The organism is Halobacterium hubeiense, from assembly GCF_001488575.1.
GTDB classification, from domain to species: domain Archaea; phylum Halobacteriota; class Halobacteria; order Halobacteriales; family Halobacteriaceae; genus Halobacterium; species Halobacterium hubeiense.
Map to the genome: position 1 here is coordinate 2,287,513 of NZ_LN831302.1, position 14,869 is coordinate 2,302,381.

Consider the following 14,869-nt stretch of genomic DNA (forward strand, 5'->3'; position numbering starts at 1 on the left):
ATTTACCGGTACCCCGTTGCAGGTTTGAACAGGTAGTATGACCCCCACCACCACCCGTTTCCATACATGCGATACGTTTCGATACTTGCCATGAGAGAACACCACGAGCAGGAGCGTGATCCGTAATGTCACGATGGACCTATCTGGGGAAGCGTCTCATCATGTCCATCCCGGTGATCATTCTGGGAACCACACTGACCTTCGTCATCGTCCGCATGGGGCCGTTGAATCCCGTGGGAGCGATTCTTGGTCCCGACGCTAACCCTGCAGCTTACGAAAGCATCGAGCAACAGCTCGGGTTGAACCAGCCCCTCTGGGCACAATACATCGACTTCATGACTGACCTGTTTACGTTTGACCTCGGTCAGTCCTGGGTTTATAGCCGCGACACAGGTACGTACGAACTGCTTGCCACCTACGCCCCCCGTACGATCTGGCTCGGCTTTTGGTCAGTCGTTATCGCGATCTTCATCGGGATTCCACTGGGTTTCTATGCCGGTCTCAACCCGAACACGTTCTCTGACTACCTTGCTTCCTTCGGCGGCATCGTGTGGCGCGCCATGCCTAACTTCTGGCTCGCGGTTATCCTGGTGGCCGTCCTTTCCAGTTCTGAAGACCTCCTCTTCGGGTTCGAATGGCAGACGTTCCTCGTCAATACACCAGAGATTGTGACGCCGCCCGACTTGTCAAACCTGACGGACCCGACGAGCCTGCTGCAGGCAATCAAGAAGATTGCTCCGGCCGCGCTCGTACTCGGCTCTTCGACGATGGGCAACGAAGTCCGACTCGCGCGAACAGCCGTCCTCGAAACGGTCAACTCGAACTACGTCGAAACCGCGAAGGCGAAAGGGCTACCAGGTCGGACTATCGTCTGGAAACACATCTTCCGGAACGCGCTGATTCCGCTCATCCCCGTGATTACCAACGAAGTGTTCATCCTCATCGGGGGCTCCGTTCTGGTCGAAACAGTCTTCGCCATCAACGGAATTGGCTACCTGTTCTTCCAGGCGACGATTCAGGCTGACCTGCCGTTGGTTGGTTCGCTGATGTTCATCTTCATCCTGCTGATTGTAGGTGTCAACATCCTCCAGGACATCCTCTACACCATCGTCGATCCACGAGTGGGGTACGACAATGACTGACGACACAAGGACGACCGTGCAAGAGGACCTGACTTTCAAGCAACGAGTGCGGGCGAACCCCCGACCGGCGACTGTCTGGGTTGTGGGTGTCGCGGTTCTGATCGCACTCGAATTCGGCGCAATCTGGAGTACAGTGATGGGACTCCCGTGGAACGAAGTTGTGGGGGTTCTTCCAGCGGCTCCTGGCGCAAGTGTCCTTGCGGGTATCGGAGACGCCCTTGCCGACCTCCCCACTCTGCTGGACCGGAACCTCATCTCGAACCAGGGGTATCACGTCCCGGGCGAGGGCTGGCAGCAGACCTTCATGGGTTTGTCACCAGCAGCCGCTTGGGCACTTCGTGTCACTCTCGTCTACGTGTATGCGCTCGCGTGTATCGCCTGGGTTTGGAAGGGATACCGAACGTTCAGACAGCACTACCGCTACGCATCCTGGACCCCCCGCGACGACATGATTGACCGGCTCCGGACGCACCGCTGGGGCCAGTTCGGGCTCGTTATCGTCGCGATGTTCCTGGTCCTTGCGCTGTTCGCTCCGACCATGGGGCCGACAACCCAGAAAGCGAATATTACTGAGCCCTATTCACACGAGATGCAGTACTACGACTCCGAAAGCGGTGAAGTCGCCACCATGGTGGTCGGCTTCGCGAACCAGGAGTCCCGGTCCCGTGGCGCAGGCGATTCGAACGTCGCCCCCCTAACCTATGACTCGTTCGATAGATACCATCCATTCGGGACATTACCTAATGGGAAAGACCTCTTCACATTCCTCGCATACGGGGCTCGTCTCTCCCTCTTTATCGGGCTCGTCTCGATGGGGCTTTCGGGAGCAATCGCGCTTTCCATGTCCATGATCACGTCGTACTATAAGGGGCTTGCAGACTTGCTGACAGTCGTTACCAGCGACTCGATCATGGCGCTCCCACAGCTCCCGCTCATCATCCTGTTGACGCAGGTTCTCAGTGGCAACCCGATCTCGAACTACTACAACGGAGCGCTGCTGTTAGCTCTCATCTTTGCCTTCATGTTCTGGCCACCACTGTGGCGGTCCTTGCGTGGGCCTGCACTCCAGGTCTCCGAGCAGGAATGGATCGATGCGGCCAAGAGCTTCGGCCAACGCCCACGGACGACGATGCGGAAACACATCGCGCCCTACGTCCTCGGCTATCTCCTCATCTACGCCTCGATGTCCCTGGGCGGTGTCATCATCTCCACAGCCGGGCTGTCCTTCCTCGGCCTCGGCATCACCGCGCCGACCCCCGAATGGGGGCGGGCGATCGACCTGGGGCAGGATTACGTGACGACGCAGTCCTGGCATATCTCCCTGCTTCCGGGGATCTTGATCGTACTCGTCGTCACGGCATTCAACGCGCTTGGTGACGGTATCCGTGACGCGATCGACCCGCAGAGCGAGGCAGCTGAAAGCGGCGAAAGTGGTGAATCTGGCGCTGCAGCAACTGGAGGTGGCGCATGAACTCTGATACGATGACAACTCCGACCGACGCAGACGACCGCGAGACGCTACTCTCAGTGTCGAACCTTCGTACGTCGTTCTACACTGACAAAGAAGTGATTCGTGCGGTAGACGGTGTCGACTTCGAAATCCGCGCTGGTGAAACGGTCGGTATCGTTGGGGAAAGTGGGTCTGGAAAAAGCGTTACTGCTCGGTCGATAATGGGGCTGGTCGAATCCCCCGGTCGTATTGAGCCCGACAGTAGCATTCAATACCGCGGCAACGAGTTGACCACGAACTCGGAATCCGAATGGCAGGATATCCGGGGCGGGGATATTGCCATGGTCTTCCAGGACCCGCTGACGAGCCTGAACCCGGTCTACACCGTCGGCAACCAAATCAAGGAAGCACTTCGTCTCCACCAAAATCTCCGTGGGAGCGAGGCAACGAAAGAAGCAACTCGCCTCCTGCAAGAAGTCGGGATTCCGGACGCACCTCGGCGCCTTCGGGAGTACCCACACCAGTTCTCTGGTGGGATGCGGCAACGGGCCGTTATCGCGATGGCGCTCGCGTGTGATCCGTCAGTCCTCATCTGTGACGAGCCAACGACAGCCCTCGACGTCACGATCCAGGCACAGATTCTGGAGCTCTTAGATAAGATTCAAGAAGAGGAAGGTATCGGCATCATGTTCATTACCCATGACATGGGTGTCATCGCAGAGGTGTCTGACCGCGTGAACGTGATGTACGCCGGCGAGTTCGTCGAGAGTGCTCCTGTCGAGGACCTCTTCGAAAACCCGAAACATCCCTATACACAGGGTCTGCTCGAAAGCATCCCGTCGAAAAACGCCGGGAAGCGCCGCCTGGACACAATTGAGGGCGAGGTGCCGACCCCGACTGACGACCCGACGTACTGCCGGTTCGCGCCCCGGTGCCCGAAGGCTTTCGACGAGTGTGAGGTAGTCCACCCGGAGTCAGTCCAAGTACAATCGGACGTCGACCATTCCGCGGCGTGCCTCCTGTACCCGGATGAGCAGTCTACCGAGGAGCGAGTTACGACACACCAAGCAGCAGGTGATGACGCAGCAGAAACGGGTGAGAGCCAATGAGCAAGCAACTACACGCAGACGATACGGACGCAACACAGGGTGAGACGCTCGTCAACGTCCAAAATCTCAAGAAATACTACGGTGAGGACGGCTTGCTGAGCAAGCCACCGGTCAAAGCCGTTGACGGGGTCAACTTCGAGATTCGACGCGGTGAAACGCTTGGTCTCGTTGGCGAGTCCGGCTGTGGTAAATCCACTCTCGGTCGCACACTCATCCAGCTCGAACGAGCAACGGAGGGGGTCGTCGAATTCAACGGCGTGGATATTACCACCCTGAAGAAGGATGAGTTGAAAGAATGGCGCCGCAATGCGCAGATGGTGTTCCAAGACCCGGAATCCAGTCTCAACAATCGGATGACTGTCGGTGAAATCATCCGTGAACCGCTGGACGCGCACGACTGGAAGACTCCGCAAGAACGCCGGGAACGTGTCCGTGAGCTACTCGACACCGTCGGCCTCCAGAAGGAGCATTACTTCCGATATCCCCACCAGTTCTCCGGCGGCCAACGACAGCGGGTTGGGATTGCTCGGGCGCTCGCCTTAGAGCCGGACTTCCTCGTGCTTGACGAGCCGGTTTCTGCACTCGACGTGAGCGTACAGGCGAAGATCCTGAATCTACTGATGGACCTACAGGACGAGTTCGGGCTCACCTACCTGTTCATCGCCCACGACCTCTCTGTCGTCCGCCACGTCTGCGACCGAACGGCAGTGATGTATCTGGGGAACATTATGGAGATCGGTGACACGGAGGAGCTCTTCACCGACCCCGCGAATCCCTATACGCATTCGCTGTTGTCGGCAATCCCGAAACCAGACCCGGGCAGTTCCGCCGACCGGATTACGCTCCGTGGGACCCCACCAAGCCCCCGCGACCCGCCGTCTGGCTGTCCGTTTAGTACCCGCTGTCCGATGAAAATCCGCCCGGACGAGTACGATGACCTGGATATGGAGGTTTGGCGCGGGATTGACGAGTACCTGACTGTACTGCGGAGCCGTGCGGATGCCGACCAGTCGCTCACCGAAACTGTCAAGGGGCTGTTGGGGATGGATGTCGGCCAGGAGGATATCGACGACGTCGCTGCTGAAATCTTCGAAGACCGCTCGGTGCCCGATAACGTCGAAGGTATCATCAACAAGGCGACGGCGAATGCACAGGCAGATGAATTCGATGCTGCAATCGAGACGCTTCTCGATAGCTTTGGGAGCATCTGTGACCACGAAATGCCTGAATACCATACTGTTGGCGGGAGAGAGAGTCTTTGCCACCGCCATCAGCAGGAATACACGGGCACAGCAGAGTATTCGACAATAGTCGACGACTAATGGTTGGGATTCGCGGGCGACAGCTCATAGACGCCGCTGGCTACGCCGTCGCTGTTGTGCTTTCCGTGTCCGTGTTCAGCCTCCTCATTATGGCTGTGACAGGAACCAGCTTGTTTGTCGCGGAGTTCAGCATGTTTCTCGCCGGCTGGGCGATTATCGCGTACAGTCTCTTCCTATTGAATCCGGAGGCGCCTTGGACCGTTGACCGAACCGAAGAAGGGCGCTTACGAGTGACGAAAACGGCGAACGAACCAGATCCACCGCGTGGTGAGACTTGGTTTCAACGAAGCGTCCAACGGTTCCCCCCGATGGTTTGGTATCCCCTATCGCCCGATGACCGGATTTCAACGGGGCTGAAACTGTTCATCAGCGGCGTACTCACGCTCGTTGTCTCCTTTATATTTGAACGAACGGTGGTAGTTTGACAGGCAAGGCCTATATGCGAATCCAATTAAACCCAACCCATGGTCGAATACACCGGTACATCTCCCTCTGATGGCCGGAACGGTGCACTCGATGTTCACAAGAGTGCATGGAAGAAGACGCTCCAAGAGTTAGAAGCGCAGGTTGAGCGTTTGGAGGACGACGGCTGGCAAACGGTGGCTTTCCCGGCTGGACACACAGGCCCGGAAGTCCCAACTGATGGGGATGAGGACAATAATCGGTTCGGCCTCACGCACATTATTCCGGGAAACAAAGCCGACGAACTTCTAAAGCTTCGTGAGAAGGGGTCGTTCGAAGATTACCAAGTCTTCAAGAATAGCGTTCATGGGCAGGAGTTCGTTCTCACGGCCATTTTGGACCACCCCACGGAATCGGTCGTCCTGATCGCGGGGAACTACCGCCAACAGCGTGCGGAACCGCTCAAGGAGATCGCGATGGACGAAGATGTGATGTACAGCCATATCCGGAAACTCGATGGGTCGTATATTGCGACGTTTGAACACGAGGATCCGGCCCACTTCTTCCCGGAACTGAACGATTCGTAGCGTACGAAACTGGGGGTTTGGTGACAGCGATGCCAACACTGGGCAAGTGTCAAATTACGGTTCTTCCTTGAGTCGGTCATGGCCGTTCCGGTGGCTGTTAGCGGCCGCTTGAGGTACGAACAGAAGCGTACGTCACTCCAACAGTGTGGCAGTCGTCACGTCCACGAAGCCATCCAAGCAGTCGACTGTAACCAACCCGGAGACGGCGGACACGTCCCCGTAGGTGTGCGCTTGAATCGCGGGCCGGTGAACGTGAACGGCGAGTTCTTCTCCCTCCTGCGAGCAACCGCCAGAGCGGGAGCCAACGCGAACAGCTCATCTGTGGCGAAGCGAGGGTATCGGTCCGAGCGGAATAGGTCAGGTATCTTACTCCGATGCGCTTAAGTATCCCGTGCCACGTTGTATCATACGTCATGACGACTGACGCCGTGCAGCCGGCGAACGCGTCCGGCACCGACGTGATGGCCTCCCTCGACGACGAGGGCCCCGAGTCCCGACTCGTCATCGCGGACATCTCCTGCGACGAGGCGTGGATGTCGGTGACAGCGGACCACGCGACCGCGCTCTCGGCGTGGCGATAGGCCGACTGCGGCGGCGTACTAACTGCTCGTAGTTCCGTAGCACCCAGACGGTAGGACTTTTGCTGGCGCGTCCGTTGGGTGCATCCATGAACGTTCGCGAAGTCTCTGGCGGCCGCGAGTTCGTCGCGCGACTCGACCACGGCGCCGACTGGCGCGAGGAAATCGAGTCGCTGGCTGCCAACAAGGGCATCGACGCCGCGTGGTTCGTCGGCATGGGCGCGGTGCAGGACGCCGAACTCTGGTACTACGACCAGGACGACTTCGAGTACAAGGCCGCGCGCTTCGAGGAACCCCTCGAAGTGGCGGCCTGCGTCGGGAACCTTTCCGAGCTAGACGGTGAACCGTTCGCGCACACGCACGTGACCCTCTCGCGGCGGTCCGGGCAGGCGCTTGCGGGCCACCTCGACCGCGCGACCGTGTTCGCGGGCGAGCTGTACGTCCGCGAACTCGACACCGAGCTGGTCCGCGAGCACGACGACGCCACCGACCTCGACCTCTGGCTTTGACATCCTCCCCGCGCTATAGGGCGAGGATTCCCCGAAGGGGATATTCAGGTTGCGCGTTTCCTCGGTTCTCAAGTACGCTTTCGCGTGGAACGTCAAAGGTCGCCACCGAGTTGTGACCAACGGTGTGCTTTCCAGCGCGTACAGCCGTGTCAAAGCGGCCTTCCTCCCCGGTCACGCCGGGCGTCGAAGACAGCGGGTTCTTCAGTCCGCGAGGCCGCACGGTTCGCGTCAGCCGAACTGCTACGCCGTGCATGGTTCTCCCTCCCGCTGTGCGATGTTCTCCGCTCCGTTCAGGTCCGAGTGTCGCTCGCGACCACACGACGGACACGAAAAGTGGTCGCCGTCGCGGGTACCGTACTCGCCACAGACCGAACACCGCTGGCTGGTGTCCTCCGGGTCCACCTTCTCGACCCGGATACCGGCGCGTTCCGCCTTGTAGACGATAAAATCCTGCAACTGGTGGAAGTGCCACGAGTGGACCCCACGCCAGTCCGATCCATCGCGGATACCTTCGAGGTCTTCAAGCCGGAGGACAGGGTTCTCAAACTGCTCTATCCAGTCGATGAGGCGGCGGGAGGCAGTGTGATTGAGGTCACGAATCCGGCGGCTTTCTTTGTCATCTGCGCGGTTGAGTGCGCGAAGCGCACCCGCTTCCTGAAGCGACTCGCGCAGGGAACGAAAGCGTCGTCGAACGTATTTTGCCTCTCGACCGGACACCAGCATCGATTCGTCGGTGTCCTCGGCGTGGGCCGCCAGCAGGTTGTTGTGGCCCACGTCCACGCCGATGGCCGTCTCTCCATCGGGGTTAGTATCGCATTCAACGCTGAACGTACAGAACCAGTCATCACCCCGGCGGTAGACTTGAAGCCGTGTCTTGTCAGCCTCGCCGTTCAAGACACGACGAACAGCGTCGTCCACGTCATCGTACACCTCGACGGGGGTGTACCACCAGCCGGAGATACAGGGAAAGCCGACGACAACCGAACCGTTCTCGGTGGTGTCGATTTCCCAGTTTTGGTTGTTAAGGGCGAACGGTTGGCTCTGCCGGTAGGACACAGCGCCGTCCTCCTGATGGTCGGCCTTCGCTTCGCGGATGGCTTGGTTCTGGATGGCCGAGTAGAGGCCGTTGTCGATGCTGGCCGTGGTCACGGATTTATCGAAGTCATCGTTCTCCCACCCGTCGATGCAGAATTGCTTGGTGTCCCGGTAGAGTTGGGCGGCGCGTTGCCACTCTTTGCGCCGAGCGAGAGACGGGTTGTGGAATTTGACGGTAACAGTCGTCGTGACCACGATTGCAGTTGGTATATCTCTGCCATTAGTGGAAAGGCTTTCGTAGAACCCGCGGGAATATCGGTCTATGCTACCGACTGCGGTTGTGGAATCGGGCTTACGGATTGATCCTCGCCCTGAAGCGCGGGGCTTTCTCCTGCGGTCCACGTAATGCGGCCCGAGGACGAGGACTACTTCGAGTCGCTGGAAGCCGGCCTCGACGAGGCCTTCGACGTCGCCGAGCGCGCGAAGCGCCGCGGCGAGGACCCCAAGCCCGAGGTCGAGATTCCGGTCGCCAAGGACATGGCCGACCGCGTCGAGAACATCCTCGGCATCGACGGCGTCGCCGAGCGCGTGCGCGACCTCGAAGGGGAGATGAGCCGCGAGGAGGCCGCGCTCGAACTCGTCGAGGACTTCGTTGAGGGCCGCGTCGGCGACTACGAGACGAAAGCCGGGAAAGTCGAGGGCGCGGTCCGCACCGCGGTCGCGCTCCTCACGGAGGGCGTGGTCGCGGCGCCCATCGAAGGCATCGACCGCGTCGAGGTCAACGCCAACGACGACGGCACCGAGTACGTCGCCGTCTACTACGCCGGCCCCATCCGGTCCGCGGGCGGGACCGCGCAGGCGCTGTCCGTTCTGGTCGCGGACTACGCCCGCGCGCTGCTGGACATCGACCGGTTCAAGCCCCGCGACGACGAAATCGAGCGCTACGCCGAGGAGGTGGACCTCTACGACTCCGAGACCGGCCTCCAGTACTCGCCGAAGGACAAGGAGACGAAGTTCATCACCGAGCACTGTCCCGTCATGCTGGACGGGGAGGCAACCGGCGACGAGGAAGTCGACGGTTTCCGCGACCTCGAGCGCATCGCGACGAACTCCGCGCGCGGCGGGATGTGCCTCGTGCTCGCAGAGGGCATCGCGCTGAAGGCGCCGAAGATTCAGCGCTACACGCGGAATCTGGAGGAGGTCGAGTGGCCGTGGCTGCAGGACCTCATCGACGGCACCATCGGCAAAGACGACAGCGAGGGCGACGACGACAACAGCGACGACGCTGCAGACGAGGCCGAGGTGTCCACCGACGCCGACGACGCCAGCGACGAACCGGAGGGCCCACCGCGCGTGGACCCGTCGAACAAGTTCCTCCGGGACCTCATCGCGGGCCGTCCCGTCTTCGGCCACCCCTCGAACGAGGGCGGCTTCCGGCTTCGCTACGGCCGCTCGCGCAACCACGGGTTCGCGACCGCCGGCATCCACCCGGCGACGATGCACCTCGTGGACGACTTCCTCGCGACCGGCACGCAGATCAAGACCGAGCGCCCCGGGAAGGCCGCCGGCATCGTCCCCGTGGACTCCATCGAGGGCCCGACGGTCAAACTCGCGAACGGCGACGTCCGCCGCATCGACGACCCCGAGGAAGCCCTGGAAGTCAGGAACGGCGTCGTCGAGATTCTGGACGTCGGCGAGTACCTCGTGAACTACGGGGAGTTCGTGGAGAACAACCACGAGCTCGCGCCCGCCTCCTACGCCCCGGAGTGGTGGATTCAGGACTTCGAGGCCGCAGGTGCGGACGTGCAGGCGCTCCGGGACTCGCCGTACGTCGACCTCGAAGCGCCCGACGCCGACCAGGCGCTCGAATGGGCGACCGAGTACGACGCCCCCCTCCACCCGGCGTACACGTACCTCTGGCACGACATCGAGGTCGCGGACTTCGAAGCCTTGGCGGACGCCGTCGCAAACGCCCGCACGGAGGCCGGCGACCTCGTCCTCAACAACGAGGACGCGGTCCGCGAGCCGCTGGAAGCGCTGCTCGTCGAACACAGGCAGGACGACGACGAGATTCGCATCCCGGACTGGCTGCCGCTCGTGCGCTCGCTCGGGGTTACCGAGGATCTGTCCCGCGAGTGGGACGACCTCTCCGCGGACGCCCGCGAGTGGCCGAACGCGCTCGCCGCCGTCAACGAGGTCGCGCCCTTCGAGGTCCGCGAGCGTGCGCCCACGCGCATCGGGAACCGGATGGGTCGCCCGGAGAAGTCCGAGTCCCGCGACCTCTCGCCCGCGGTCCACACGCTGTTCCCCATCGGGGAGGCCGGCGGCAGCCAGCGCGACGTCAGCGAGGCCGCCCGCTACGCGCCCGACATGAAAGACACGCCCGGCAAGCTCGACGTCCAACTGGGCGTCCGCGAGTGCCCGTCCTGTGGCGACCACACGTTCGAGCCGCGCTGCGGGGACTGCGGCGAGTGGACCGACCCGCACTACGAGTGCCCGGACTGCAACGTGAGCGCCGAACCCGACGAGTCCGGCCGCGTCGAGTGCCCGCGCTGCGAGCGCGAACTCGACAACGTCGCCGTCCAGACCGTCGACGTCGGCGCCGAGTACCGCGACGCCCTGCAAGCCGTCGGCGAGCGCGAGAACGCCTTCGACCAGCTCAAGGGCGTCAAGGGGCTGTCCTCCGCGGAGAAAGTCCCCGAGCCGATGGAGAAAGGCGTGCTCCGCGCGAAACACGACGTCTCCACGTTCAAGGACGGCACCGTCCGCTACGACATGACCGACCTTCCGGTCACGTCGGTCAAGCCCAGCGAACTCGACGTCACCGTCGAGCACTTCCGCGAACTCGGCTACGAGGAAGACATCCACGGCGACCCCCTCGAACACGACGACCAGCTCGTCGAACTCCGCGTGCAGGACGTCGTGCTTTCTGATGGTGCTGCCGAGCACATGCTCCAGACCGCGGACTTCGTCGACGACCTCCTCACCCAGTACTACGGCCTCGACCCGTTCTACGAGCTGGAGGAGCGCGACGACCTCGTCGGCGAGCTCGTCTTCGGGATGGCGCCCCACACCTCCGCCGCCGTCGTCGGCAGAGTTATCGGATTTACGTCAGCTTCGGTCGGATACGCGCACCCGTACTTTCACGCCGCGAAAAGACGCAATTGTGACGGGGACGAGGACTGCGTGATGCTCCTAATGGACGGTCTTATCAATTTCTCTAAATCGTACTTGCCGGACCAGCGTGGTGGCAGCGTTGCCGAGGATTCTCGACTCGTCGCTGTCGACCCCGACGGCGATGTGCGATTCCTGACGTTCGACGAGTTCTGGGATGAGCTTGAAGCACCGATTGAAACGGACGGGAAGTTCCGCAAACGGACCTGTTACAGCGAAGGCTGGCAGACGTACGCGTTCGACGACAACCACGAGGCGTCACTGGAACCAATCGAGAAAGCGATTCGGTATCAAGCCGATGACGACGACCAACTCGTCCGCGTGGAGACGCAGTTCGGTCGGTCGCTGGAGATAACGGAACACCACAGCCTCTTCCGGTACGATGATGGTATCGAGGAAGTTGCTGGTGCGGACCTCGAAGCCGGTGATTTGGTTGTCGCCCCACGCGACCTCGATGTCGACACCCGGGAAACCACCCTGGATGTTACTGACTGTGTCGATGACCCGTACGTTGTCATCGACGATGACGTCGAGGAACTCCTACGGACGGCCTGGGAGTCAACCGACCGAGGGAGCGAGACGCATGGAGCGTTCAACGCGGGACTCGCATACAGGCTCAATAAGTCGAAAATCGGATTTGAGCGGTTCCAGCAGATTCTCGCCCACAGCGAACTTGACGTACCGACTGACATCGAGGTCGGACTTGAAGGCTCCTCACTCGGCATTACGCGAACAATCGAGGTTGACGAGGACTTCGCCTGGCTCCTGGGCTTGTTCGTCGCTGAGGGAACTACCTCAAGCGTCAACCCCTGCATCCACAACGCCGACGAAGATCTCATCGACCGTGCGGCCGACATCGCAACGGACAAACTCGGGACCGAACCAGGACGACGCTGGTCGAATCGTGCCTACGAACTACGGTTCCCCGCCGTGTTCAGGGAGGTACTCTACTCGCTCGGCTTCGAGAACGCTGATTCGTATGATTCGAGCGAGAAGGTTGTTCCAGAGTGTATCCTCCACGCACCGCGGTCGGTAGTGCTCGACTTCCTGCGAGGCTTTATTGCTGGTGACGGAAGCGACAGTTCCAACGACAACGTGACGACAGTTAGCTTCCATACGACTAGCGACGACGTGAAAGATGGAATCATGTTCCTCTTACACCGTCTCGGACTCGTCGCGAACGTTTCAACAAAAACGAACCGTGACGGCAACAGACAGGACATCCACACCGTAACAGTCTCCGGCGGCGCCAACGATAATCCGCTTCACCGACTTCTCGACGGAGACGACCCGTATCTCCCCAAGAGTCTCGTCGTTTCGATTCCGTCTACGCTGATGGAACTCCGCGAGATGGATATTGCGGGCGTGAAACAGACAATTCCGAAGTACTTGAAGCGTCGCGACAACATCTCGTTGGAGAAACTCACCGAGATCGTCGACACGCTCGACGAACAGGAATTGCCGTCGCAGGCCGAGGCCGTGCTTGAGGAACTACGCCCGCTCGTGGACGGAGACCTCTCGTATCTGCGCGTCAAAGACATCGAGTCCGTCGACTACGACGGGTATCTCTACGACCTCCAGGTCGGGGGTGACCCCGTCTTCACCGCGAACTGGCTGTACGCTCACAATTCCATGGACGCGCCGCTGGTGATGTCCTCGCGCATCGACCCCAGCGAAATCGACGACGAGGCGCACAACATGGACGTCGTCAGCCAGTACCCGCGGGAGTTCTACGAGGCGACCCGGGAGCTGGCCGACCCCGGCGAGGTCGAGGACCTCGTGGAAATCGCCGAGGAGAGCCTCGGCACCGACACCGAGTACGCGGGCTTCGAGCACACCCACGACACGTCGGACATCCACCTCGGGCCGAGCCTGTCGGCGTACAAGACCCTCGGGTCGATGATGGACAAAATGGACGCGCAACTGGAGCTCGCGCGGAAGCTCCGCGCGGTCGACGAGACGGACGTCGCCGAGCGCGTCATCGAGTACCACTTCCTCCCGGACCTCATCGGGAACCTCCGGGCGTTCAGCCGCCAGGAGACGCGCTGCCTGGATTGCGGAGAGAAGTACCGGCGGATGCCCCTGACGGGGGACTGCCGGGAGTGCGGCGGGCGCGTGAACCTCACCGTCCACGAGGGCTCCGTGAACAAGTACATGGACACCGCGATCACGGTCGCCGAGGAGTACGACTGCCGCGAGTACACGAAACAGCGCTTGGAAGTCCTCCAGAACAGCCTCGAATCCATCTTCGAGAATGACAAAAACAAGCAGTCAGGGATTGCGGACTTCATGTAAGCCGCTCGGGGCCGCCGGTCCCGCCCGCTGCTAGTCCTGCGGCCGCGGCGTCTCCTCGCGGCCGCCACCGTCGGCGTCGCCGGAGGCGTCCGCAGAGTCGTCGGACTCGTCCGAGTCATCGACGTCCTCGCTGGCCTCGACGAAGTCGGTGAGGTCGTCGAAGCCGGCGTCGCCCGCGTCCGAGTCGCGGGCCAGCGCGGGCGGTTCGTACGCGACCAGGAGCTGGTCGGCGACGGCGTAGAACGTCCCGGTTTCGGTGTCCTCGACGACGCCGGTGTCGGCGTCAATGGCGAAGTCCACGAGGTCCGCGAGCGACTCCGCTGTCGCGCGCGGGCGGTCGTGGACCGACTCGGGGAGGCTGGCGCGGACGACCCACTCGTCGAACTCCGCGCGCTCGTCGCGGAACGCCAGCAGGTCGCGCTCGGCGTCCGAGAGCGCGAACGCGTCCCGGTGCCGGCCGACGCCGAGCGCGGCGAGCGCGCCGAGCCCGCTGACCAGCAGGAGCGGGCCGCCGACCGACCACAGCGGCCCGTAATCGTTGGTGACGGTCACGGTCTCTGTGGTCGTCATGGGCTGGCTGCCGGTCGCCGCGGGTCCGACGGTGTACGTGTCGCCGTCGACGGCGACCGGGAGGGTGTGGGTGAGCGACAGCGACGCGGGCTGGCCGTCTGCGGTCCCCTCGATGGTCGCATCGACTGCGACGAACGACTCGACGGTGCCGGGCGTCTGCCCGAGCGACGACTGAATCTCGGACTGGCGCTGGGCGATTCGCGTGGCGTTCAGCGAGAACGCGATGCTGGCCGAGTCGCCGGACTGCACCTCGCTGGCGCTGGTCTCGTCCAGCGGCGTGCGGTCGCTCCAGTAGACGGTGTTCCCGTCCTCGCCGACGGCGCGCACGACGAGCGTGGCGTCGAGGTCGATGGACGCGGGTGGCGCGTCGAGGCCGGAGTACGTCGCGACGTACCGGCCGTCGAGTTCCGGCGACGCGCCCGTGAAGTACGTCGAGCGATTCGAGAGCGTCGTCCCCACGTCGAAAATCGGGTTCTCGCGGGTGACTTCGGCGGCGTGCTGGAACTCGCCGGAGACCGTCCAGTGCGCCTGCTCGGACTGCTGGGTGGTGGTGCCGGGGGCGGCGTGGGCCGTATACGCCGCCCACCCGCCCGCGACTGCGAGCACGGCCAGTGCTGCCACGAGCACGGGAAACCACGACGATACGACTGCGCGAACCCGGAGCCAGCGCGTCCCCTCCCCCATGGCTCCCCGTGT

General features: G+C 61.9%; 11 protein-coding genes. 9 read left to right on the top strand and 2 right to left on the bottom strand.

Annotation, left to right across the window (positions count from 1 at the left end):
* Positions 1–125: 125 nt before the first annotated feature.
* The 8 genes from HHUB_RS12070 to HHUB_RS12100 all read left to right on the top strand — a co-directional run bounded on the left by HHUB_RS12070 (position 126) and on the right by HHUB_RS12100 (position 7,099).
* Entirely contained in the window at positions 126–1,142 is a 1,017-nt protein-coding gene (locus HHUB_RS12070; RefSeq protein WP_059057850.1) for an ABC transporter permease, read from the top strand.
* Positions 1,135–2,613 carry an ABC transporter permease gene (locus tag HHUB_RS12075; RefSeq protein WP_059057851.1) on the top strand — a complete coding sequence of 493 codons (1,479 nt, stop codon included), beginning with the start codon at positions 1,135–1,137 and terminating at the stop codon, positions 2,611–2,613. Before HHUB_RS12070 ends, HHUB_RS12075 begins: the two co-directional genes overlap by 8 nt.
* Positions 2,610–3,701: an ABC transporter ATP-binding protein gene (locus HHUB_RS12080; RefSeq protein ID WP_157534001.1), complete on the top strand. Its 1,092-nt coding sequence runs from the start codon at positions 2,610–2,612 to the stop codon at positions 3,699–3,701. Before HHUB_RS12075 ends, HHUB_RS12080 begins: the two co-directional genes overlap by 4 nt.
* Entirely contained in the window at positions 3,698–5,023 is a 1,326-nt protein-coding gene (locus HHUB_RS12085) for an ABC transporter ATP-binding protein (RefSeq protein ID WP_059057852.1), read from the top strand. Before HHUB_RS12080 ends, HHUB_RS12085 begins: the two co-directional genes overlap by 4 nt.
* Positions 5,023–5,448 (top strand): DUF7555 family protein, encoded by a 426-nt coding sequence (locus HHUB_RS12090; protein WP_059057853.1) that lies wholly within the window; start codon positions 5,023–5,025, stop codon positions 5,446–5,448. The genes HHUB_RS12085 and HHUB_RS12090 overlap by 1 nt, the downstream gene beginning before the upstream one ends.
* Before the next feature lie 39 nt (positions 5,449–5,487).
* Positions 5,488–6,012 (top strand): DUF7529 family protein, encoded by a 525-nt coding sequence (locus tag HHUB_RS12095; RefSeq protein ID WP_059057854.1) that lies wholly within the window; start codon positions 5,488–5,490, stop codon positions 6,010–6,012.
* A 413-nt stretch (positions 6,013–6,425) separates the two neighbouring features.
* Positions 6,426–6,593 (top strand): DUF7556 family protein, encoded by a 168-nt coding sequence (locus HHUB_RS17115; protein WP_169793414.1) that lies wholly within the window; start codon positions 6,426–6,428, stop codon positions 6,591–6,593.
* A gap of 86 nt (positions 6,594–6,679) precedes the next feature.
* Complete coding sequence (locus HHUB_RS12100) at positions 6,680–7,099, top strand: PPC domain-containing DNA-binding protein (RefSeq protein ID WP_059057855.1); 420 nt, start codon at positions 6,680–6,682, stop codon at positions 7,097–7,099.
* Positions 7,100–7,339: 240 nt separating this feature from the next.
* Here the strand turns inward: HHUB_RS12100 and HHUB_RS12105 are convergent, their stop codons facing one another.
* Positions 7,340–8,389, bottom strand: a complete 1,050-nt coding sequence (locus HHUB_RS12105; protein ID WP_059057856.1) for an RNA-guided endonuclease InsQ/TnpB family protein — start codon at positions 8,387–8,389, stop codon at positions 7,340–7,342.
* Positions 8,390–8,539: 150 nt separating this feature from the next.
* Here HHUB_RS12105 and HHUB_RS12110 point away from each other — a divergent pair, with 150 nt between their 5' ends.
* Positions 8,540–13,603, top strand: a complete 5,064-nt coding sequence (locus HHUB_RS12110; protein WP_059057857.1) for a DNA polymerase II large subunit — start codon at positions 8,540–8,542, stop codon at positions 13,601–13,603.
* 30 nt (positions 13,604–13,633) lie between these two features.
* Here HHUB_RS12110 and HHUB_RS12115 read toward each other — a convergent pair whose 3' ends face one another.
* The gene (locus tag HHUB_RS12115; RefSeq protein ID WP_059057858.1) at positions 13,634–14,857 is read right to left on the bottom strand and encodes a DUF5305 domain-containing protein; all 1,224 of its coding nucleotides are present in this window, start codon (positions 14,855–14,857) and stop codon (positions 13,634–13,636) included.
* Between the last annotated feature and the right edge of the window lie 12 nt (positions 14,858–14,869).

What these genes read in the sequence shown, in the direction of transcription:
- HHUB_RS12115 (WP_059057858.1), bottom strand. Translation starts at nt 14,857, where the DNA reads ATGGGGGAGGGGACGCGCTGGCTCCGGGTTCGCGCAGTCGTATCGTCG.
- HHUB_RS12090 (WP_059057853.1), top strand. Translation starts at nt 5,023, where the DNA reads ATGGTTGGGATTCGCGGGCGACAGCTCATAGACGCCGCTGGCTACGCC.
- HHUB_RS12095 (WP_059057854.1), top strand. Translation starts at nt 5,488, where the DNA reads ATGGTCGAATACACCGGTACATCTCCCTCTGATGGCCGGAACGGTGCA.
- HHUB_RS17115 (WP_169793414.1), top strand. Translation starts at nt 6,426, where the DNA reads ATGACGACTGACGCCGTGCAGCCGGCGAACGCGTCCGGCACCGACGTG.
- HHUB_RS12070 (WP_059057850.1), top strand. Translation starts at nt 126, where the DNA reads ATGTCACGATGGACCTATCTGGGGAAGCGTCTCATCATGTCCATCCCG.
- HHUB_RS12085 (WP_059057852.1), top strand. Translation starts at nt 3,698, where the DNA reads ATGAGCAAGCAACTACACGCAGACGATACGGACGCAACACAGGGTGAG.
- HHUB_RS12075 (WP_059057851.1), top strand. Translation starts at nt 1,135, where the DNA reads ATGACTGACGACACAAGGACGACCGTGCAAGAGGACCTGACTTTCAAG.
- HHUB_RS12080 (WP_157534001.1), top strand. Translation starts at nt 2,610, where the DNA reads ATGAACTCTGATACGATGACAACTCCGACCGACGCAGACGACCGCGAG.
- HHUB_RS12100 (WP_059057855.1), top strand. Translation starts at nt 6,680, where the DNA reads ATGAACGTTCGCGAAGTCTCTGGCGGCCGCGAGTTCGTCGCGCGACTC.
- HHUB_RS12110 (WP_059057857.1), top strand. Translation starts at nt 8,540, where the DNA reads ATGCGGCCCGAGGACGAGGACTACTTCGAGTCGCTGGAAGCCGGCCTC.